The following is a 21432-nucleotide window of genomic DNA, read 5'->3' on the forward strand; positions in this document are numbered from 1 at the left end:
GGCCCTGTCATGGATTCTCCGCCCGTCCCGGTCCAGGGCTGTGGCCCAGTGCTCGCTCTTACCGACGTCGATACCGATGAAGACGCCGATGTCGTCCACCTGCATGACACGCTCCTTCGCTCCGCGGGACGGGGCCGGCTGCTGACGACGAGCCCCGCACCCACGTTACGAAAGACCTCGCCACCAGTATCAGGTGGTGGGTCATTCCCCTTATCAGCGGTCACACGTCGCCGTACGACGGCCGGTGACTCTCGCCCCCCGGATCATTCGATAGACAGGGGCAAGACATCATGCCGGCCGTCGCCGGCCCAGCCGCGAGGCTTCTCCCCGCGACCACCAACAAGGTAACGGGAAGGCAGGCCACCCCCGCCGCCTTGCGCCTCAGAGGCTCCCTGCGCCGTCGTCGGCCAGGGGAGCGGTGATCGGTGCGATCTCGCCGGTCCGCGTCTCTCGCAGGGCCTTGGCCGCCTCGGTCCGCAGCCGCAGGCGCTCGGCGAGCTTGGCGCGCTCGGCCTCGACCAGGGCCGCCCGGTCCACCGGCTGGTTGCCGGTGCCGGCCAGCAGCCGCGGGCTCGACATCAGCCGGTCCAGGTCGACGGCGCAGGACTCCATTGTCGTGTGGCCCAGGTGCTCGGCGTCCCGTCGGGGCTGCTCGGCGTCCCGTCGGGCGGGCGGGCGAGGCCTGCGGCGGGGCGGGAAGGAGGGGGGGATGCCGGCGGCGACCTCGACGCCGTCGGCGGGCGTGCGCGGCGAGGTGGCCGACGCCGGGGACCGTCTGGGCGAGGTGGAGGCCGGGAAGGGGATCGGGGAGTGAGAGGACGATCGGGAGCCCCGAGCCCGGTCCCCCTGCGCGGTCCGGCTGCCGGCGCGCCTGCCGCCCTCCCCGGCGGGGGCCTCGGAGCCGGCGCCGGAGTCGGCCGCGTCGTCCGCATCGGCGGGACACGTCCTGGCGAGCTCGTCGGTCAGGCGCTGCTTCTCCGCCTGCAGGTTCTGACGGGCGGCCCGCTCCCAGCGCTGCCCGAGCGGGGAGGAGAACAGCATCTCGCGGTCCAGGAGACGGGTGATGATCGTCAGGCGGGCGCGCAGGTAGTCCTCGACCGGGATGTGGGCGTACTCCTGGCGCACCAGCTGGCGGTAGCGCTTGTACTGCTGCGGCTCCACGGCCAGCGCGCCCAGGTCGGCGTCGTTGAGCGCCAGGGCGTCGATGTCGTTGGGGGGCAGGCTGTGGCGCTTCAGGCTGAGGATGAGCGCGCAGATGCGGTCCACTGTCGCGTCGGGCAGGCCGAGCCGATGCAGGTCGCCCGCCGCGTAGGCCGCGGAGGCGACCTCGTCCTCGCCGCCGTTGCGCCGATACGTCTGCTCCTTGGCGGAGGAGAAGACGCAGCCGTGGTACCAGGCGGCCAGGCGCATGACGTCGGGGTCGTGGGACTCGTCCGCCAGCTCGTCGACGCGGGCCAGCATGTTGATCGCGTGCTTGAGGTTGTGGAAGTGACGGTCCGGGCTCGACCACATCTCGATGAGGGCCTTCCCCGACTCGCCGATGGCCTCCACGGGCGCGGAGGCCCCCAGGGCCCTGACGCTGCGGACATAGGCGGGAAGGAGCCACTGTGGTGCGTCCATGACGCCCATATGAGCCTCCGAGATAGGGTGCAAGACGAAAAACATCGTATTGCCGGTCGCGGAGGTTGTGAAGTTGGAACCGTGTTTGGCCGCACACCTTTTTAAAAAAACTTAAAGTAGTCCGCGACCTATAGGTCACACAAGGCTCTGGCGCCTCACGTGTCGCTTACGCAACTTTAGTCGCAGCATCGGGGAGCAGGGCGGGGATCTCGATGTGGACCGTCGCCCCGCCGCCCGGGGTGCGGTCCATGCGCACCGTGCCGCCGTGCCGCTCAATGATTGCCGAGACGATAGCCAGCCCCAGGCCGGAGCCGCCCGTCTGACGGTTGCGGGAGGTGTCCGCCCGGTAGAAGCGCCGGAAGACCTTCTCAGCGTCCTGGTCAGACACGCCCGGGCCGTGGTCGCGCACCTCGACGACGGCGATGGCCCGCGCAGGCTCGGCGGCGGGAGCCGTCGCCCCAGGCCGGGCAGCATCCTGCCAGTCCCGTTCGCCCTGCCGGCCCCTTCTCCCGGCGCCCCGGCGCGCCGCCCGCCGTCCGGTGCGGGTGAGCCCCTGCCCCGCGGCGCCGGGACCCGCTGCTGCGGGCGCCCGGCCCTCCGGCTCTGGGCGTGAGGCGCCGGGCGCGAGGCGCAGCCCGACGGCGACCTCCACCGGCGAGTCCTCGGGGGTGTGCCGCACCACGTTGCCCAGCAGGTTCGTCATCACCTGGGAGAGCCGGTCCTTGTCGCCGATGACGGTGACCGCGGGAGCCTCCCGCCCGGCCGCCGCCGCGCCGTCGTCGAGCGGGATGAGCGCGCACCCGCGCTGGGGGGCCAGGACCATCATGTCGGTCAGGGCCCCCGCGGCCAGGGCCGTCAGGTTCACCCGGTCCATGGTCATCTCCCGGCCCTCGTCCATGCGGGCGAGCTGGAGGAGGTCGTCGACGAGGCGGCCCATGCGCGAGGCCTCGGACTCGATGCGCCCCATGACCTCGTCGGTCCGCTCCGGCGGCACGCCCCCCATGCGGTAGAGCTCGCCGTAGCCTCGGATCGCGGCCAGGGGGGTGCGCAGCTCGTGCGAGGCGTCGGAGACGAAGCGGGTCATGCGCTCCTGGGCGACCACCTGGACGTCGAAGGCCTGCTCATTGCGCTGGAGCATGGTGTTGAGCGCCCGCTGGAGGGAGCCGACCTCGGTGGTGGGCGGCTCCGTGTTGGGCACGCGCGACGACAGGTCCCCCGAGGCGATCCTGCCGGCCACGCGCTCGATCTGGCGCAGCGGGCGGAAGGCGCGGCGGACGAGATAGGTCGCCGCCCCCGCGCCCAGGAGGATCACCGAGATGTCGGTGAAGGCCACGATCAGGCGGGTCCGCTCCACGGTCTGCATGGCGTCCCGCAGCGGAAGGGCGATCGCGACGACGCCGGTGTACTCGCCCTCCGACGTGATCGGCAGGGCCAGGACGCGCCACTGCTGCCCCAGGAGGTTGGAGTCGGCCGTGAAGAACTCCTGCTTGATGGCCTCGTCCAGGGAGAGCGTGCCCAGCTTGGGGATGCCGTAGTCGGCGGCCGTGTCGTCGGAGATCATCCGGCCCGACGTGCCGTCGAGGTACTGGGCCTCGACGTAGTAGGTCGAGGGCATTCCCGGGCCCTCGCCGGTGCGGATCTGGCTCAGGCCCTGACGCCCGATCGTCTGGGCCGTCACCCGCAGCTGGTCGTCGATCTGGCGGATCAGGTGGGTGGACAGCAGCGAGGTGACCGACAGGGAGGCGATGAGCAGGCCCGTGGTGAGCAGGCCCGTGGTGATCAGGGCCAGGCGGCTGCGCAGCGGCTGGCTCATCCAGGCGCGGCGCACCGCCGTCATCGGGTGCCAGCGCCCTTTCTTGGTCGGGCGGTACTGGCGGTTGCTGTTCGTGCGGGCGCGACGGGATGTGTTCTTCGAGGCGCTGCGGCGAGCGGGGCGGGTCCCGGACGGTCCTGGACGGGCGATCCGCCTGGCGGTGCGCACCGCTCACTCACCCTTGGGTTCGCGCAGCATGTAGCCCACTCCCCGACGGGTTTGGATCAGCGGCGCCACGCTCTGCCCCTCCCGGTCCTCGATCTGGTCGATCTTGCGCCGCAGGTAGGAGATGTAGGACTCGACGATCGCCGCGTCCCCGTTCCAGTCGTACTCCCACACGTGGTCCAGGATCTGGGCCTTGGAGACCACCCGGCCGGCGTTGAGCATGAGGTAGCGCAGGAGCTTGAACTCCGTGGGGGACAGGTCCACGTCCACCCCGGCGCGGTGCACCTCGTGGGCGTCCTCGTCCAGCACCAGGTCGGACACCCGCACGACGCCGTCGTCCTCATCCGCGGCGCCGTGCGTCCGGCGCAGGATGGCGCGGATGCGGGCCACCACCTCCTCCAGCCCGAAGGGCTTGGTGACGTAGTCGTCGCCCCCGACGGTCAGGCCCTGGACCTTGTCGTCCATGTCGTCGCGGGCGGTCAGGAAGAGGATGGGCGTGGCGATGTCCCGCTCGCGCAGGCGCCGCGCCACGGTGAAGCCGTCCATGTCCGGCAGCATGACGTCGAGCACAATGAGGTCGGGCTCGGCGTCGTCGACGCCGTGGAGCGCACCGTTGCCGTCGGCCGCAGTCGTCACCTCGAAGCCGGCGAACCGCAGCGAGGAGGCGAGCAGGTCGCGGATATTGGGCTCGTCGTCGACGACGAGCAGATGAGCCTCGTGAGACGTGCGTGAGTCCTGGATGCGGTCCATGTATGCAACTGTGCCCGGGCATTCTGGGAGGTTCCTGGATATCGGATGTGGTGTTGGTCTTGCCTCGCTGGGCCCGGTGCGTCAGATCCAGCCCTTGGAGCGCGCGATCTCGGCGGCGGCGTGCCGGTTGGGCGCGCCCAGCTTGAGGGAGGCGGCGGACAGGTAGTTGCGCACGGTCCCGGGGCTGAGTGCGGCGCGTCGGGCGATCTCGTCCACGGGGGCGCCGCCCGCGGCGAGCTCCAGGACGTCGGCCTCGCGCGGGGTCAGCGGCGAGTCGCCGGCGGCTATCGTCTCGGCGGACAGCTCGGGGTCGACGTAGCGCTGGCCGGCGTGAAGGCGGCGGATGACCTCGGTGAGGGTGGCCGCGGGGGTCGTCTTGGGGACGAATCCCCGCACGCCCGCGGCCAGCGCCCGCTTGAGGTAGCCGGGGCGCGCGTGCGAGGTGAGGATGAGGCACCTCGTCCCCGGCGAGGGGCCGGCGACCGCCTCGGCGACCTCGATCCCGTCCGCCCCGGGCATGAGCAGGTCCAGCACCGCCACGTCGGGGCGGTGCCGCTCGATCCGGGCGATCGCCTCAGTCCCCGAGGCGGCGACGGCGACGACGTCGATGTCCACCTGCAGGGACAGGATGGCCTCCAGTGCGTCGCGGAGCAGGGTCTCGTCGTCGGCGACGACGATCCGGATCGCGGGCGCCGGGGGCCCTGAGGGCTCCGAGGTCCCTGAGAGCGCCGGGGGCTCAGTCATGGTGCTCCTCCTTCCGGGCCGGCGCCGTCGGGGTTTCCGGGACCGCCGGGGCTTCCGGGGCCGCCGGCGGCCCCGGCACGCGGGCGGTGACGGTGAAGGCATCGCCCTCCCGGCGCGCGACCAGGGTGCCACCGACGGCCCCGATGCGCGCGGCCAGGCCCGCCAGACCCGACGACGGCGCCTGCCGCGCCGGCCCCTGCCCGCCGGAGGCGACCGCGCCGGGAGCGGCCGCATCGGCCGGGCCGGACAGGTCGGTCGCGCTCGCCGGGTCGGACAGGTCGGTCGCGCTCGCCGGGCCGGTCGGGCCCGCCGGGCGTGCCGGGGCGTCGGTCGGGCGAGCCGGCGGCACCGGGCCGACAGGGGCCGCCTGCGCCGCCGGGGCGCGGGCGCCGTCGTTGGCGACCGTGAGGGCGGCGCCGTCGTCGTCGAGGGTGACGCGGATGGTGCATGAGCGCGCCTCGGAGTGGCGCACGACGTTGGTGGCGGCCTCGCGCAGCACCAGGGCCAGCGGCTCGGCCGCCCAGGCGGGCACGGAGGTCTCGCCGATGGTGCGGGTGGCGATCCCCGCGGCGGCGAGCAGGGAGTGGGCGCCGGCCAGCTCCGTGGCCAGGTCGGGGCGACGGTACTCGGCGAGCACGGCGCGTACCTCCTTGAGGGCGTCGTCCGCCAGGGCGCGCACACGGCGGGACTCGGCGGCCGCCCGCGGTGCCGCCTCGGCGTCGGCCAGGGCGGCGGCGAGCTCGGACTTGACCGCCACGGCCGTCAGGGTGCGCCCGAAGACGTCGTGCAGGTCCCGGGCGATGCGCAGCCGCTCCTGGGCGACCGCCAGATCCGCCTGCATGAGGTCGAGCTTCTCCTGGGCCTGCACCGAGGACAGGATGGCGAAGGACCAGCGCGTCGCCAGAGGGATGAGGACCAGCGCGAGGGCGGCCGGAATGAGGGCGCGCGGGGAGGCCGTGCCGGCCGGTGCGAGCAGGCGGCGGGCGAGCGCCGTCCCGGCGGCCACCGCGCCGGCCGAGGTCAGGCCGAGCAGGACGACCCGGCCGGTGCTCAGGAGCGGGGCGAGGACGCACAGAGGACCTCCGACGACGATGGTCAGCTCCGCCGCCAGACGGGGCGGGGAGGCTACCCCCGGCGGGAGCGCCCCGACGGCGGTGGCGGCGCCGGCGACGGCGGTGACGGCCAGGAGCGCCAGGCACCACCGGGGGACCGGCGCGCCGTCGATCTCATGGGCGGCGACGCGGTGGAGGACGATTCCGCAGGCGGTGGCCTCGGCCGCCTGGAGGACGAGGAAGGGCAGCGTCCAGTGCGTGTAGGCCGGCTTGTTCGCGTACGACTGGGCGAAGGCCAGCGGCCAGAGCGCCAGGAGGACGTCCATCGACCACAGGATGTACTCGCGCAGCCTGGCGGTGCTCTCGCCCCGGGCGCCTCCTGCCGGGTGGGTGGCGGGCGTGGTGGTCATGGGCGGGCTCCTTCGGCTCCTCGCTGCGTCGAGATAGACATTTTCGTACGAGATCGACGGTGACACCGTCTACCTCGTACGAAAATGTCTATCTCGACGGCGGGGGCCGCGGCGGGCTCGACGGCGACGGCGGGTGCAGGGCCTCAGCGGCGGCGGGTGAAGCGCATGGTCCGGCGGGCCGTCCACCAGGCGGCGGCGCACCAGCAGACCAGGATGCCCACGGGGCGACCGGCCGCGACCAGCGCGCCGGCGAACCCGTCGGCGGTGACGCTGCCGTCCAGGCTCGTTCCCGTCATCCCCAGTGAGATGAGGTCGGACATGGCGTACAGGGGGCTCCTGGCGGCGACGGCGCGCAGGCCCTCGGGCATGGAGCCCAGGGGCAGGCAGCTCCCCGACAAGAGCATGAGGACCGTGAACACCGGCATGGTGGAGTACTGGGCGCCCTCGACAGTCGCGGTCCACGTCGAGCTCCACGCCGCCGCCGCGGCCAGGAGCACGATCCCGCCCGCCAGGGCGATCAGCATGAGCAGGGGGTTCACCAGCGAGCGCATCTCCATGAACGCCATGGCCGCCGCCGTCCCGAGGACCACCTGGACGACGGCGACCGCGGCCGACGGCAGGCAGGTTCCGGCGAGCGCCTCCCACGGGGTCGCCTCCCCGGTGGACATGCGTTGGAAGACCCCCTCCTCGCGCCTGGTGACGAAGATGACCGTGAGGTTGTAGTAGACGACCATGAGCAGCGACCAGGTCGCGAGCATCTCCGTCAGGAAGGTCGCGAAGGCCGGGCCGATCAGGTCCCGGCCGAGCATCGGTCCCGTGATCACGACCATGGCGGGCGCCAGGAGCAGGGCGGTGGCCAGGATCGTCGGGTTGCGGGCGAACAGGGTGACCTCCGCCCGCCCGATGGCCGCGACGCGGCGCAGGGGGCCGGCGGTGCGGGGCGCGGCGAGAGGCACAGCGAGAGGCGCGGCCGGGGCGGCGGGGCTGTTGAGGGCGGCTGGGCTCATGGTCTGCTCCTGGGGCGGGTCGGCGAGGGTGGTGGACGACGGTGGATGGGGCGGGCGGGGCCTCAGGCGGCCGGGGGAGCGCCGTGGCCGGCGTCGTCGGGGGCGAGTGCCAGGAAGGCCTGCTCCAGGGACGCCGAGCGGGCGTTGATGTCCGCCAGGCGGGTCGCGCGGGAGTCGGCCAGGCGCATGAGCGCAGACAGGGTCGCGTGCAGGTCCGAGCTGGACAGGCGGACCCGGTCCCGCCTCCGCTCCGGGTCGCCGACGAGTGCGGGCAGGGCGCGCAGATCGCCGTCGTCGATCGGTGAGGGCGCCGGGAGGCTGAAGGACAGGCTCGCGGGCCGGGCCGAGACGATCTCGGCGACGGTGCCCTGGGCGCGGATGCGGCCGGAGGCCATGATCAGGACGCGGTCGGCGAGGTCCTCGGCCTCCTCCAGGTAGTGGGTGGTGAGCAGGACGGTGGCGCCCTCGACGAGCATGCGGCGGATGAGGTCCCAGGTGCGGCGGCGCGAGGCCGGGTCCAGTCCCGTCGTCGGCTCGTCGAGGAAGAGGACCTGGGGGCGGCCGAGGACGGCCATGGCCAGGTCGAGGCGGCGGCGCTCGCCGCCGGACAGGGACTTCACGCGGACGCTGGCGCGGCGGGCGAGGTCCACGAGCTCGAGGGCCTCGGCCACGGGGCGCGGGTCGGTGAGGGTCCCCGCCCACATGCGCAGGGTCTCGGCGACCGTGAGGGCCTGGGCGAAGCCGGCCTCCTGGAGCATGATGCCCGTGCGGGGCCGGATGAGGGCCCGGTCGCGCACCGGGTCGCCGCCCAGGACGCGGACCGTGCCTGACGTCGCGGGGGCGATGCCCTCGATGACCTCGACCAGGGAGGTCTTGCCCGCGCCGTTGGCGCCGAGGACCGCAACGAGCTCGCCGCGCTCGACGGCGAGGCTGACCCCGGCGACGGCGGTGAAGGCGCTGCTCCCCCTGCCGTAGGTGCGCGTCACGTCGACAGCCTCGATTATGGCCATCTCGTCCTCCTGATGCCGGTTCCTTCGAGCCCCTGCGGGACGCGTCCAGGTTCTCCCGGGCGTCTTCTCGCCGGTAGTGCGGGGCGTCACCGGCTCTGATGAGGCCTGCACGGTTCGGGCATGAGGTTTGTCATGGGGCGGGCAGGGGCGCTGGCGGCGCTGGCGGCGCGGCCGCGCGGGAGGGGCGCGGTTGACCGGCCCGGCCGCCCACATCGCCTCGCCGCGGTCCGCCAGACCGCAGAGTGTATAAGAACTCGTACTTCCTGGGCGCGGTGCCGCGGCGAAATACTGGCCTCGTTCGCCGTATCCGGATCCGCGTGAGAGGAGGTGGCGGTGGTGGCTGCCGACTGCCGAGCCGTCGTGATCATTGACGACCACCAGGTCATGGGCCTCGGGGTCCGCGACGCCCTGCTCGACGCCGGTGTTGCGGAGGAGGTTCTGTGGCTCCCCGGCCTGTCGGCCGCCGAGCTCCCGGAGGGCGTCGTGGTGGTGCTCGATCTGCGTCTGGGCGACGGCTCCAGCCCCCGTGCCAATGTCGCGGCGCTGTTCGAGGCCGGCTATCCCGTCATCGTGTACACCTCCGCGGAGAATCCGTACCTCGTTCGCGAGGCCGTCGAGGCCGGAGCCCTGTCGATCGTGCGCAAGTCGGCTCCCAACGGACGAGCTCGTCAGCGCCGTGGGCGCCGCGGCGCGCGGCGAGACGGTTCCCGGTGTGGACTGGGCGGCGGCCCTGGACGCCGACGGCGACTTCGTCAAGGAGCACCTGACGAGCACCGAGGCCAGGGTGCTCGCGTGCTACGCCTCGGGGGCGACCTCGACGGCCGTCGCCCAGGAGATGGGGCTGTCGCCGTGCACGGTTAACACCTACGTCAGCCGGATCCGCGACAAGTACCGGGCGGTCGGCAGGCCGGTGTGCTCGCGCGTCGATCTCTTCCGCCGGGCGGTTGAGGACGGGCTCCTTCCCTGCGTCTGCTGCTCGTAGCGGGCCGCGGGGCCGGGCGGGCCGCGGCCGTGCGGCGGATGGCGGCCTGCCGGGCGAACCGCGACCGCCGCGGGACGAAGAGTCCTGTCTTAGCTCTAGGACCTGTGGGAGGTTGTCCGTGGAAGATGCAATAGAGGCGGCAGAGCAGGAATCACATTCGCCTGCGCCTTCGCGGCACGTGGCCTCGAGTCGTTCGCGAACGCCAACCCGACCTTCCCGATGCAGGTCGAGGTGCGCGCGCTCGCGGGACTCATGAGCGACGACTCCTTCGCGAGGAACTCCGAGTACATGAGGATGTGCCGCGTCGAGGACAACATGACCGGGAGCATGTACGCGCTCAAGGCGGCGCTGGTCAAGAGGCGCGCATCGGCTTCGAGGACTGGCACAACAAGGCGTTCGGCGGCCCCCGGCCGCCCGGTCGCACAAACCAGTCGGCAAATATGAGGTTCCCGATGCCGTGACCTCCCTCCGCCACGCGCCTCCCCTTCCCCTCGCCGAGATCGGTCGAGCTTCGCGCCGAGATCGGTTCCGGCGGCGTGTCCCGATGCGGGCGGCGCGCGGCTGCCCGCTCGAGCGCTTCTGTGCCGGGTCTCCGGCACCGGGCAGGGCTGCGGGGCGGCGGCGAGAATGTCTTACTTCTGAGACTTGTGGGAGGATGAGCGATTTTCCGACAATGAGTTCATGGGGAAGCCGCATATCCCCGTGCGGCGCCGTCTTCCATTGCAAGGAGAATCGTGATGTCCGGTATCGCGCTCGCAGGCGTGCTTGTCGGTATCACCATCGTCGGGATCCGCTGGGGGATGATGGCGATGAGGGCGAAGGCGCGGGCAAGGCGCGGGGCTGCGGATACTATTCCGAGACCGTTCGGATCGGCGCCCCTGGCCGGGGCGCGGCAGCAGCATTACAATAGAGAGGAACTGACATGAAACGATTTCTGAGGGTGGCGGCGGGCGTCATCGCGATCAGCCTGCTCATGCCTCTGGCGGCGTGCTCGTCGTCCAGCGCCGGCAGCATCACCTGTGCTGAGTACAACAAGCTCGATTACAGCAAGCAGAGCGATGTTCTCGGCAAAATGCTTCGTGAGCACGATCTGAGCCAGCTCAGTACGGAGAACATCGCCGGAATCACCATGAATGTGACGTCCTACTGCGGCTCCAGCAAGCACTCGAACGACCCGATCAACAACGCTGTGGACTGGAACTCGAACAAATGGTGACGACACGCATCTCGCGCCGGCGCGCGACGGCACTGACGAGTGCTGCGGCGGCGCTCTCCCTCCTGGGCGCCTGCGGTAAGAAGGAGTTCTCCATTGAGAGCACCTGGAGGTCGACGGGCACGGAGTCCTGGGGGCTGGTGAAGAAGGGCTCCGTCGTCTCCTTCGACGGCTCGCACTGCGCCCTGTTCAGCCCGAACGACACCTACGCCTTCTACAAGGACGGCGGCTCCTACCGCCTCGACGTCACCGGAGCGCTCGGCTCCGGCGGCAGCTTCACGGTGAAGGTCGTCGACGACGACAATATCGAGCTCGCACAGGGATCGACGGCGCTCACGCTCACCCGGACCAGGTGAATGACCCCGATCCGCAGAGCATGACACCGCAGTCGCCTCCGGCGGGACCACCTTGGAAGGCGGTCCCGCCGGAGGCGGTCGGACCGCGTGAAGGCTCGTTCTCGTTCCGGCGCACTCCGTGAGATGACTGACTCCGGGGCTGGGCGGTGCGTGCGGTGCCGGTCGATGCCGGCCTCCCGGGGCCCGGAGAGTCTTGGAGGGCTTGGTGGTGCCTGGGGGCTCCCGCGAGTCCCCGTGAACCGGTCTCGGTGCGGAACCGGACCGATCTCGGCGAAAACGCGACGAGCCGGCGCCGACGTCGAGCGCCGCGCCCGCCCCCAGCCCCCGCCGCCCCGGGAGGCCGGCGCCCCGCGCACGCCTTCACCTGTCTGCGCCTCCCGGCCCGCACCGCGGAATCACGCGTCTTCTCGCGCCCGGGAGCGCCGCCCGCCTCAAGGCCGCGCGGGATGATCCGTCCCCCGGGTCGGCCTCCACCTTTACGATCCGCCCGCCTCAAGGCCGCATGGGATGACCACTCTCCCGACCAGCAGCGCACCCGGCCCCGGAGCCAGTCATCTGGTGCCCGGCCGCTCGACCGGGGCGGTGCCGGGTCTTCGGCCGCGCCCCGAGGCGCGGGATGCTGAGGAGACGTATTACTTCTAAGACTTGCAGGATTGGGCGCGATTTTTCGAGAATGGAGTCACAAGGAGGCCGCGACCCTCTGCGCGGCACTATTCGTCACCTGAAGGAGAACTGCGATGCCGACATGGCTTGCTGGAATACTGGTGGTTGCCGCCCTGTTCGGGATCGGCTGGATCGTGGAGACGCTGAAGGAGAAGGCGCAGGAGCGCGGCGGGATCGCGGCGAAGATCGCCAATGCCTCCGAGACCGGGGCCAGGGGCGTGCAGTGGATATTCGTCAAGGTGTTCGGCGCCCTCTGTGTGGTTATATCCATCGGCTGCGGGTACCTCATGTCTTTTGCGGGATTCGAGTTCTGGATTCTTATCGGAATGCTCGCCTTCGGCCTTTACGGAATCTACCTGCTTCTGCCCGGTGATGACAAGTGGATATTTTTCTGATCCTGTCACTGCTTCAATTCGTGTCATGGAGATCGGGCCTCCTGCGCCAGTTCCAACTCTCGCTCGAGAGAATTACGTCGAAAGAAGGAAGACCATGAGAAACAAGAAGTACGCTGTCGTGTCGGCCGTCGTCACCGTCATCATGTGCGGATCGATGCTGAGCGGCTGCTCCTCGGCCGCCAGCAAGGGTGGCGACGCGACCTGTGCCGAGTACATGAAGATGTCGGACAAGGATCAGACGAAGGCGATCACTCTTCTTCTCAAGGAGAAGGACCAAAACCCGTCGAACGGGAAGATCTCGTTGTCGAAGATGTCTGCGAAGATGTTCTGCAAGACCGCGGGGAACGACAACTCGCGCATTCGCGAGATCAACGGCTGAGCACCGTCCCCCTCGTCCACCGCCGGCTCCCATCTCGCTGACGGCCCCTGCCGCCCGGTTGGCCCGCACCGCTTCGCGCATGCGCGAAGCGGTGCGGGCCAACCGGGCCCTGCACGCCTTCTGCCGGCGCGCGGCGGCACTGGCGGGCGCTGCGGCGGTGCTCTTCATCCTCGGCGCCTGCGGCGAGAGGGAGCTTTTCGCCGAGGGCGCTCCGGGGTCGTGGGCGCGGCGCGGGCGCGAATGGACACGGAGCGGGCGGGCGCAGAGGGAGCAGGAAGCCCCGGCGGTGAAGGAGGGGCCATTTGTCTTCTCCGACGGCTCGCACTGCAACCCGCTCGGCTTGAGGGACGCGTGCACCCGTCGCGAGGAAGGGGCTCGCGCCTCCCCGCCGAGCCGGCCGCGAGCTCGTGTCAGATGAACTTGAGCGGGTCGAACTCCTCCAGCGGGATGATCCGCACACGCGGAAGCGGGCTGGTGAAGGCGTTCACGTCCTCCTCAAGGTCGTGGATCGCCAGGCCGTGCGCCTCCAGTCCTGCCAGCTGGGCGTTGAGGAACTCGTGAAAGCACAGCACGCCGACATAGGCGCCGGCATCCAGAAGACGCTCGACCTGCGGAATGTAGTCGCCGTCGTGCGAGCCGAGCAGAACGTTCGCGCCCCGGCCGGACTCCACGCGCGAGGCAATGACCTCCAGCGTCCGCTGGATACCGATATCGACGACCTTCTCCTCGGGGTTTCCCGATCCGGCCAGCGGCAGAGGCCGGTACTCCATCGCCATAAGGGCCTGCACGAAGCCCATTGGCATATGTCCGGAGGTGGCGTTGAGGAAGAACAGCGCAGTGGTCTGGGCGCCTTCGTCGTTGGCGCTGGCGAGCTCGTCGCAGAAGGAGAGCACACGGTCCCAGCGCGGACGCTCTTCAGGGTCGGGCCGGCGTCCCAGGACGCTCATGCCCAATGTGGCGTCAATGTTCTCCCCGTCGACGAGGAGGTAAGTGGGGGTGCTCATAGCATCATGCTAGCGGCCCCAGGGGCATACGGCCGATCGGGTCAGCGTACGGCGGCCGGCGCGGCGGTATCGGCGGGAGAAACAGCCTCAAGGAAAACGGCTTCCCGGGAAACAGCGCCCCGGGAAAACAGCCCCCGACGAAATCGGCTCCCCGAGAACACAGAGGCCTCGGGGAGCCGCGCATGCCGGCGGAGCCGGACGGGACTTCAGCAATCGGGCAGGGTCCCTGCGGCTCAGTAGGAGGACCTCTCGGGGTCGGTGGTCTGGGCGGTGGGCTGGGCGTTCTCGGCCTTGAGCGCGGCGAAGGCGGCATCGACGTCGTCGCCGTCGGTGATCTGCGCCGGCGACGAGGCCGCGGGCAGCGCGCTGTTCCCGCCGGACTTCAGGGCCGCCAGGCGCGCCTCGGCCTCGAGGTCGGCCCCGGAGGCCTCCAGCTCGGCGAACTGCGCCTCCAGCGAGGAGCCCGCCAGCTCCATCTGCCCGGCGGCCTGCGCCTCGACGCGGCGGACCTGGTCCTCGTAGCGGGCGAGCTCGCTGGTGGGGTCCATGACGTTGATCGAGCGGATCGCGCCCTGGACCTTGACCTGTGCCTCGGCGGTCTTCTTCCGGGCGATGAGCTGGTCGCGCTTGGAGTGCAGGTCGCCGAGCTTGGCCTCCATCTGCTGCAGCCCCGTCTTGAGCTGGGCGACGACCTGCTGCTGGGAGGCGATCATCGGCTCGGCCTCCTTGGCCTCGTTCTCCGCCGTGATCTGCTTGGTGAGGGCGATCTTGGCCAGCGAGTCCCACTTGTCGGCGCCGACCGAGTCCCCGCCGGCGCGCAGCTGGTCGGCCTTCCGGGAGGCCGCCAGGGCCTTGTTGCCCCAGTCCCTGGCCTCGGCCAGGTCGGCGGCGTGGTCCTTCTCGGCCAGCCGCAGGTTGCCGATCGTCTGGGCGACGGCGTCGCGCGCCTCCGCGATGGAGGCGGTGTAGTCGCGCACCAGCTGGTTGAGCATCTTCTCCGGGTCCTCGGCGCGGTCGAGGAGGGCGTTGACGTTGGCCCGGGTCAGCTGGGCGATGCGCCCCAGGATCGACTGCTTCTCAGCCATATGCGGTGCTCCCTTTCTGTGTGCCCGGTTGCCGCCGGGGGCGGCGCACGAGCGGGTCTGTCTGTGGTCGGCGGAGTGTCCGGGTCATCGTCCCAGAAAATCGGTGCGCCGCCCAACGCGTCCAAAGGATGTATCGCTGAGGGCGCGTGCGCCCGGTCGCGGGCGGCTCTTCGGGGGAGATAGCGGTATTGGATGCCGCGACGGCGCGTCCGCTCGGCTGCGGGCGGCTCGGCCCCGGCGGGGCGGCGGCTCCCGCGGCTCGTGAGGGCGACCGGCCCGGTCCGCACGAGCGGGGGCGACCGGGCCTTGACGGGGCCGCCCGCGGGCTGCGCCGTCGGGCCGCGGCGGCACGGTCAGTCGAAGAAGTCGAAGTCCAGGTCGATGTTCGGGCCTCCCCAGCCGCCGTAGTCGTGGTGGCCGCCGGTCAGGCCGCCCAGGAGCAGTCCGCCCAGCACGAGGGAGCCGACGTCGAGCCCGCCGCGCGAGCCCTGGCCGCCGCCACCGCCCGAGCCCCAGCCCCCGGAGTGGCGCACGTCCGCCTCGGCCAGCGCCTGCGCCTGGGCCACCAGCGGCTCGCCCTGGGCGACCTCCGCCAGGGCCGCCGACGGGTCCCGGCCCTGCATCGAGGTGGCGGCCGACGCGTGCCTGGAGGCCTCCGACAGCGCCGTCCTCGCCGAGGGGCCGACGGCTCCGCGGTGGGTGGTGATGTAGGAGGTGACGGCCGTGATCTGGGCGTTGAGCCGCGCCAGGCGCGAGCCGAGCGAGGCCCGCGCCCGGGAGTTGTTCTCCTCCTGGGCGCGCGCCGGGGCCAGGGCGTCGTCGAGCGCGGCCTCGGCCTGGGCCAGGTGGTCCAGGGCCGCCAGCGGGTCCCCCTTCGCCCCGGGCCCGGAGGCGGCCCGCCCCTCGGCCACAGCGGCCTCGGCGTCGGCCACCAGCGGGTCCAGCGACGCCGACGGCACCTCGGAGGCCAGGCGCCTGGCATCCACCAGGTCGGAGGAGATCGAGGCGATGGCCGCGGTCAGGTCGGCGGCGGCGCGCTCGAGGCGCTCGCGCGCACCCGTCACCTGGGCGGCGAGCTCGCCCGCCTGGGCGATCGTGCCCTGGGCGATGCGCACCTGCTCGACGGCGGTGGCGTGCTGGCCCGCCTCGATGGAGTCGCGCGCCTGGTCCAGGGCCGTGCGGCCGGCGTCGAGCAGGCGGCCGGCGCGCTCGGGGGCCTCCGAGACCGACGTGAGCGAGTCGGCCGGGTAGGTGGCGTGGAGGGTGATCAGCAGGGTCTTGGCCATGGTGATCGCCTGCTCGGTCTCGTCGGCCCGCTGGGCGGTCTCGGCCACCGAGGTCGGCAGGTTTGCCTCCAGGCCGCGGCGGGCGTTGAAAGCGGACTCCTGCTTCTTGATAATGGTGACGGCGTCATTGCACCGCTGGAGGATCTCGCCGTACATCTGGCGCTGGACCGGCTCGGTCTCGGGGATGTCGTCGTCCAGGAGCTTGCGCAGCTCGAAGGAGCGGGCCAGGTGGCCGCGGGCGGTCTCCAGGGCCTCGGTGAAGGGGTCCGTGGCCGACAGCCCGAACTGGGCCTGGGCGTAGGACAGCTCCTCGGAGGCCGAGCGCACGGCGTCATCGGCGGTCACGAGCGCCTTGCCCGCCCGGACCCGCAGGTCCTCGACCGTCACCACCTGCGGCGAGGCGGGGGTGTCGCGTTTGCGTTTCCAGAACACGTCGGGCTCCTCGGATGTGAGTGCTGGTAGCCTATCGTCCCCGCTCGGGGGTGCGTCCGGCAACTTGGTTCGCCCTGGGCGCCGGGGGTGGCCTGCTGCGTCTCCGTCGGGGCGGCGCGTCTCGCTGGCTGGCCGAATCGTGCCTTCGAGGAGGCGGGAGCCCGTGACTTGGGCGTGACCGAGTGGTAGGGTCAGTGTCGTCCCGATCCACGACGAGCAGTGACGCGACGAGTGAGAGGCCGTCGAATGGCGAGCAGTTTGAAGTGGGATCACGATCTGGCGACATCGGCTATATCGAGTATTGACGCGGCGAGCGACAGTATCAGTGGCGACTCGGTGGAGTCTCCGTCGGGATGCGGGTACTCGGCCTCGGCGGCATCGGCGGTGGTGACGAGGCTTCAGGCGGCGCTGTCGGGGCTGCAGTCGGGTATTCCGTCGCTGGCAACCAGTTTGCGGGCCGTCGACACGAGTATCACGACGGCCGATACGAATAGCGCCAGCACCGTTCCGTCCTGGTCGTCGGTGGCGCCGGGCCTGATGACGAGCTCGGGGCCGCTTGTCGGCAACGGCGGGTCCGCAGGCTCCTCCTCGCCCTCAGGGGGAGCCGCCGGAGGTGTGAGGCCCCAGTACTCCACCACGCCGACGAGCTCGAACCCCTCTGGGGCCACGTACTCCTCGACGCGCCCTGGTCCGGCGGTCAGGGCGCCCTACCCGGGCATGAGCTCGAACCCCAACGGACGATAGTGAGGGCGATGGCTGGAGCGGGTGTGGATACGGAGGTCGGCAATCATGTCAATTGACACTCATCTGGATGCGACGCCGTCCGATATCGCGACGTCGGCGGAGACGGTCGGCGATATCAAGGCGAATGTCGACAGCGCCGAGGATGACCTGATCAGCGCGCGCAAGATCATTGCCAGCGACTTGGAGGGCGAGTCGGCGCTCAGTGCGTCGATTGCGATCACCTCTCAAGTTAGTAGCTGTGAAGATCTGGTGGCGGATCTGGAGAGCTATAGGACCGCGCTGGACAATCTCTCGTGGGCTCTGAGTGCTATCAAGACGGATCTGGAGGGGATTCGCAGCAGGGCCGTCGAGGGAGGGCTGGAGCTCGCCGGGGAGACTATTATCGAGCCGAAGGGCGTGGCCCACTTTCAGTGGACTGATCCCAATAGTACTGCGCCGCTCTGCGGCGGGCCATCTCGCTACGGCCCTGTTCAACCGAGTCTGGATGACGCGGAGCAGGCGAAAGTCGCCTTGTACAGCACCCTGGAGACCGACACCAGCGACATTCGCGACAGGGAGACCGCGGCGCGTCAGGACTTCGCGGACGCCTGTTCGAGAATCACGGACGGCAACCCAGCTGTCCGCACAGTGTCGAGCACGGTGAGCGGCTACTTCGTCCCCTCGACCAGCAATGGAGATTGGAGGGATAAGGTAAGTGTCGCCAAGTGGGGTATTGGCCGTGCTGGTAACGTCAAGAACGTGGTGGAGGGCGCTGGACTGCGGGCGACCGGTGCTACTTTTGAGCGGGCGACAGGTGGTGGCGGGTGGGGCAGAGTAAAGGACATGCTGCATAATACTATCGGTCGGGGCCAGCTCAAGAACTGGAAAGTACCAGAGTCGGCAGCAGGGTCTACCGGAGCAAAGGCGGTTAGTGCGGCGCGAGGCGCGGGCGCTGCTCTCAAGGTGGCTGGCCGAGCAAGTAATGTGGCGACTTTCGCCGTCGATGCATATGGCCAATGGCAGAAAGACTCGCATAATCCGTCCCTAGGGGAGGGTGAGAAGGCGGCTCGAGCGACGACTACAGGTGCCCTCTCTGCCGCAGGCGGCTGGGCCGGCGCTGCGGTTGGCGGTAAAACTGGCGCGGCCATTGGTGCGTGTGTTGGTGGCCCGGTTGGTGCCGCGGTAGGCGGTATTGTCGGGGGCGTTGTTGGTGGTACCATTGGATCTGGACTGGGGAAGGGTGCTGCTGATCGGGTTAATGGATTGCTCCATTGATGTATGTCGATGCGCTATTGGTTTGGTGAATGAATGTGTCTGGGGACGTATGGGCTGGTATCGGGTGCCTGGTGCTGGGGGGTGCGACGCTGGTCAACTGGTGGTTTGAGATGTTCTCGGACTCCGGGTACGGGGAGCTGTGTCGTGACCTGATGGAAGAGTTCGGTGGGGGGCGAAACACGATTGCGGTCGTCGAGCCTGCTGCAGGAGTGATGTTCTTGTTCGGGGGAGGCGCGCTGGTGGTCGATAATAGTAGTCCATTGATGTGGCTCTTTGCCCCAGGTGTTCTTCTATCTATTGTAGTGTTTTTGCTGGGTCTGATTCCACTTGAGTTGCCGCGGCTCATGTATCCGGAGGGGCAGATGGAGAGGCGCCGCCGGCGGAAGGGGATGACTGATGCTGATGCGGCTGAGGAGGTCTGGCGGCGTGCTGGCTCCCCTTCAAAGGATTCGGGTGATCCTCCCGGTGATGATCTGCCGGCCCGCTCCCATCGGGCCGAGGATCGCGAGGGCGAGTGAGCAGCTGTTCTCATGGGGCGTGTGATGCGTGCGGCTGTCGATCCCGCCGAACCGTTCGGTAGAGCCAAGGGGTCGGTGGTCTTCCTGCGCTCACGTCGCTGCACGCTGGGTGCGGTTGGCTGCCGAGGCGGGTGCTGTGGTTGGTGGTGCTGATGGTTGTTGCTGCTGCTGCGTGACAGGGTAGGAATTGAGGATGGTTAAAGAGGTATGAGGTGCCTGGTGTTTCTTGGACAGTGGTGGAAAGAGTACTGTTTTGAGAGATGAGGTATAATCTGATTATGTCGGCGCAGAGATTCAGTAGTGAGTTCAAGGAGCAAGTGGTCCTTGAGGTCGTGGAGAAGGACCGGACTATCGCGGAGGTGGCGAGGTCCTACGGGCTGGTTCCTCAGATGGTGGGCAACAGGGTCAGGGGATGGCGGAAGGACCACCCGGAGTCCGTGGGCTCCGAGGTCGGTGCGGAGCGGTCGGCGGAGAACAGGAGGCTGCGCGCCGAACTGCGAGAGGCCAGGAGCTGGGAAGCGAGCTCCGAGAAAAGCGGCTTCCTTCCTTCGCCCAGAGGGTCCCGGTAGGCGCCCGGTACGCGCTGCGTCCACCGCGGTAGACAGGAAGCTACCCGATCACCATGATGTGCCGCTGTCTGAAAGTGTCTCGATCAGGCTGTTATGCCTGGCTGGGCCGGGAGCCATCAAGAACCGTGCGACGCAGGAAGGAGCTCGGCGCCTTGGTCGAGTGGGTCCTCAACAGCTCCCGCGCCACCCTGCGGGTACCGCCGCATCCCATGCCGCCGGGGCCCGCAGAGGCGTCGAGACGAGCCCGGACACGGTGCGCGCCCGTCATGCGCTCCCAGGGCCCGCCAGGCCGCACAGCCACGCCGAAAGGACTCGGCGCCACCGTCCCGGCCGCCGGGCCCGGGCTCGCGCCCCGACCTGGTCCGGCGCGGGCTCCCGCCGGCTAGCCGGGAGTGAAGTGGGTGGGCGACACCCACTTGTACCCGCACCCGGGGAGGGGCCCGATCTGCCTGGCGACCGTTGCCGGGCTGCTGCACCAGGAAGGTGGTCGGGTACGCGACTGGGGCGACAACACGCGGCACCGACTCCGTTGTGCGAGGCGATCGACATGGCGGCCCGCAGGCGCCCGCACACGACAGGGGGAGAGACGGTATTCCACTCCGACCGAGGCTGCCAGTACACATCCGATCCGAGCAGCTCGCCAAGCACCTGAAAGGCTACGGCACTCGCCCTTCGGTGGGCAGGACCGGGGTGCGCTGGGCGGGTGCCCGGGCGGAAGCCGGCGGGCGCCGCCCTGAAGGAACGAGAGGGTCTATCAGATGGTCCACCACCGCAAGAAGCAAGGCCATCCGGGATACTGCCTCCCAGGTCGAGCCCGGTACACACGATCAGAAACGACTCCACTCCGCCCTGGGGCACAGGACGCAGGGCGAGGTCGGCCAGGAGCACCGAGCAGCAAGACAAGCAGCCTGAAAGACCGCTTTCAGAGTTGTCCAAGACACGCCCAGCAGCCCAGGAGGGTGCGGCGAGGGTGGGGCTGTGCGGGCTGGAGGGGCCGCCAGCCCCGCCGTGGTCGCGCGCCCGTGGTGGGCGGCGTCTGTGCGGGTCGTGTGGGGCTTGTGGGTGGTGGCTTGTGGTGGGTGGGGTGGTTGTGGTGATTTCGCCGGGGTGTCGTAGTGTCTGGGGATTTGCTGTGTGTCTGCTTGTGGTTCGTGGGGAACTTGTTGGGTGTTCGTGCAGCCTGGTTGCGGGAGAGGGTCGGGTGTCAATAGCGTGTGACCTATGGCTGATATCGAGTTGACAACCGGTGTCGTGCGGCAGGGAGCCAGTGACGCGCTGACGGTGGCCGACGACGTGGGCACGGCCGTGGGCGCGGCGGCGGCCGCGCTGCCTGCTGACGCGTTCGGCCTGATGTGCTCGCCGTTGCTCGTGCCGGCGTATGCGCTGCTGGGCGGGGCGGTGGGCGCTGCGATGACGGCCACAGGAGCGCGCACGCAAGGGGCCGCACTGCTTTTGCGGGAGGCGGCAGACCTGATGGACGAGACCGACTCGGGCATCGCCGCGGGTGCGCGCGCCCTGGCGGGCGGGCGGTGGAGGCGGTGGAAGCGCTGTGAGCGGGGGCCCTCTGGTGGCCGGCCGGCAGGAGACGACGTCGGGGGTCTCGGGGCTGCGGCTGGTCGAGGACGTCTCGCAGGTCGCCGGCGCGCCGGGAGCCGGTCATGGGTCGATTGATGCCCTGAGGGGCCTGAGCACCGTGGCCGACGCGGTGGCGCTGGCCACGGACCCGCTCGGGAAGGGGCGCTGAGCGCGGGTACCGGCTGGGCGCTGGACCACCTCCAGGCGCTGGGGAAGTGGCTGGGCGAGCTGACCGGTGACGCCGGCGCGGTAGCCGGAGGCGCCCAGACCTGGACAAACATCTCCGAGCACCTGGGCACCTGCAGCCAGGACCTGACGACCTCGCTGACCGTGCGCCTGGGAGAGGCGGTCCTCATGCGGCCCTGACAGCGTATAAGTCCTTCCAGGCCGGTAGTGCGGCGCGCCT

The 21432-nt window shown here is 70.2% G+C and carries 21 protein-coding genes; 10 read left to right on the forward strand and 11 right to left on the reverse strand.

Features of this window, described 5'->3' with window-relative positions; translation table 11 throughout:
* Positions 1-381 precede the first annotated feature (381 nt).
* From O145_RS13010 to O145_RS13040, 7 genes are all read right to left on the reverse strand, one after another.
* Positions 382-1629 carry an HD domain-containing protein gene (locus O145_RS13010; protein WP_043563714.1) on the reverse strand — a complete coding sequence of 416 codons (1248 nt, stop codon included), beginning with the start codon at positions 1627-1629 and terminating at the stop codon, positions 382-384.
* A gap of 157 nt (positions 1630-1786) precedes the next feature.
* Complete coding sequence (locus O145_RS13015) at positions 1787-3457, reverse strand: sensor histidine kinase (protein ID WP_043563716.1); 1671 nt, start codon at positions 3455-3457, stop codon at positions 1787-1789.
* A 147-nt stretch (positions 3458-3604) separates the two neighbouring features.
* A complete protein-coding gene (locus O145_RS13020; protein ID WP_043563718.1) occupies positions 3605-4348 on the reverse strand; it encodes a response regulator transcription factor in 744 nt (247 codons plus the stop codon).
* Positions 4349-4429: 81 nt separating this feature from the next.
* Positions 4430-5092, reverse strand: coding sequence for a response regulator transcription factor (locus O145_RS13025; protein WP_052375152.1), 663 nt, complete (start codon positions 5090-5092; stop codon positions 4430-4432).
* Complete coding sequence (locus tag O145_RS13030) at positions 5085-6554, reverse strand: histidine kinase (RefSeq protein WP_043563720.1); 1470 nt, start codon at positions 6552-6554, stop codon at positions 5085-5087. The genes O145_RS13025 and O145_RS13030 overlap by 8 nt, the downstream gene beginning before the upstream one ends.
* A gap of 143 nt (positions 6555-6697) precedes the next feature.
* Entirely contained in the window at positions 6698-7561 is an 864-nt protein-coding gene (locus tag O145_RS13035) for an ABC transporter permease (protein ID WP_043563722.1), read from the reverse strand.
* A gap of 62 nt (positions 7562-7623) precedes the next feature.
* A complete protein-coding gene (locus O145_RS13040) occupies positions 7624-8571 on the reverse strand; it encodes an ABC transporter ATP-binding protein (protein ID WP_043563728.1) in 948 nt (315 codons plus the stop codon).
* A 676-nt stretch (positions 8572-9247) separates the two neighbouring features.
* On the opposite strand from O145_RS13040, the gene O145_RS19360 reads away from it, so the two are divergent.
* From O145_RS19360 to O145_RS18340, 6 genes are all read left to right on the forward strand, one after another.
* Complete coding sequence (locus O145_RS19360; protein WP_229118564.1) at positions 9248-9553, forward strand: response regulator transcription factor; 306 nt, start codon at positions 9248-9250, stop codon at positions 9551-9553.
* Positions 9554-9805: 252 nt separating this feature from the next.
* Positions 9806-9997: a hypothetical protein gene (locus tag O145_RS18335; RefSeq protein WP_156966765.1), complete on the forward strand. Its 192-nt coding sequence runs from the start codon at positions 9806-9808 to the stop codon at positions 9995-9997.
* Between the two features lie 478 nt (positions 9998-10475).
* On the forward strand, positions 10476-10769 hold the full coding sequence (locus O145_RS13060; RefSeq protein ID WP_043563733.1) for a hypothetical protein: 294 nt from the start codon (positions 10476-10478) through the stop codon (positions 10767-10769).
* A complete protein-coding gene (locus O145_RS13065; protein ID WP_043563735.1) occupies positions 10763-11122 on the forward strand; it encodes a hypothetical protein in 360 nt (119 codons plus the stop codon). The genes O145_RS13060 and O145_RS13065 overlap by 7 nt, the downstream gene beginning before the upstream one ends.
* A 737-nt stretch (positions 11123-11859) precedes the next feature.
* Positions 11860-12180 (forward strand): hypothetical protein, encoded by a 321-nt coding sequence (locus O145_RS13070; RefSeq protein ID WP_043563737.1) that lies wholly within the window; start codon positions 11860-11862, stop codon positions 12178-12180.
* A gap of 94 nt (positions 12181-12274) precedes the next feature.
* On the forward strand, positions 12275-12559 hold the full coding sequence (locus O145_RS18340; RefSeq protein WP_156966766.1) for a hypothetical protein: 285 nt from the start codon (positions 12275-12277) through the stop codon (positions 12557-12559).
* A 410-nt stretch (positions 12560-12969) separates the two neighbouring features.
* Here the strand turns inward: O145_RS18340 and O145_RS13075 are convergent, their stop codons facing one another.
* The 4 genes from O145_RS13075 to O145_RS13090 form a co-directional block, all read right to left on the reverse strand.
* Positions 12970-13563, reverse strand: a complete 594-nt coding sequence (locus O145_RS13075; protein ID WP_043563739.1) for an NYN domain-containing protein — start codon at positions 13561-13563, stop codon at positions 12970-12972.
* 233 nt (positions 13564-13796) lie between these two features.
* Positions 13797-14648, reverse strand: a complete 852-nt coding sequence (locus tag O145_RS13080; RefSeq protein WP_084682615.1) for a PspA/IM30 family protein — start codon at positions 14646-14648, stop codon at positions 13797-13799.
* Positions 14649-15001: 353 nt separating this feature from the next.
* Positions 15002-16366 carry a hypothetical protein gene (locus tag O145_RS13085; protein WP_043563741.1) on the reverse strand — a complete coding sequence of 455 codons (1365 nt, stop codon included), beginning with the start codon at positions 16364-16366 and terminating at the stop codon, positions 15002-15004.
* A gap of 398 nt (positions 16367-16764) precedes the next feature.
* Positions 16765-17034: a hypothetical protein gene (locus O145_RS13090; protein WP_043563743.1), complete on the reverse strand. Its 270-nt coding sequence runs from the start codon at positions 17032-17034 to the stop codon at positions 16765-16767.
* 121 nt (positions 17035-17155) lie between these two features.
* On the opposite strand from O145_RS13090, the gene O145_RS17610 reads away from it, so the two are divergent.
* The 4 genes from O145_RS17610 to O145_RS18705 all read left to right on the forward strand — a co-directional run bounded on the left by O145_RS17610 (position 17156) and on the right by O145_RS18705 (position 21195).
* Complete coding sequence (locus O145_RS17610; protein ID WP_084682616.1) at positions 17156-18364, forward strand: hypothetical protein; 1209 nt, start codon at positions 17156-17158, stop codon at positions 18362-18364.
* A 29-nt stretch (positions 18365-18393) separates the two neighbouring features.
* Positions 18394-18882 carry a hypothetical protein gene (locus tag O145_RS17615; RefSeq protein WP_229118565.1) on the forward strand — a complete coding sequence of 163 codons (489 nt, stop codon included), beginning with the start codon at positions 18394-18396 and terminating at the stop codon, positions 18880-18882.
* 278 nt (positions 18883-19160) lie between these two features.
* Positions 19161-19451, forward strand: coding sequence for a transposase (locus tag O145_RS13095; protein WP_052375155.1), 291 nt, complete (start codon positions 19161-19163; stop codon positions 19449-19451).
* Positions 19452-21000: 1549 nt separating this feature from the next.
* A complete protein-coding gene (locus O145_RS18705; RefSeq protein WP_043563255.1) occupies positions 21001-21195 on the forward strand; it encodes a hypothetical protein in 195 nt (64 codons plus the stop codon).
* Positions 21196-21432: the final 237 nt, after the last annotated feature.

The sequence above is a fragment of the Actinomyces israelii DSM 43320 genome (genome assembly GCF_000711965.1).
Classification (GTDB): Bacteria; Actinomycetota; Actinomycetes; order Actinomycetales; family Actinomycetaceae; genus Actinomyces; species Actinomyces israelii.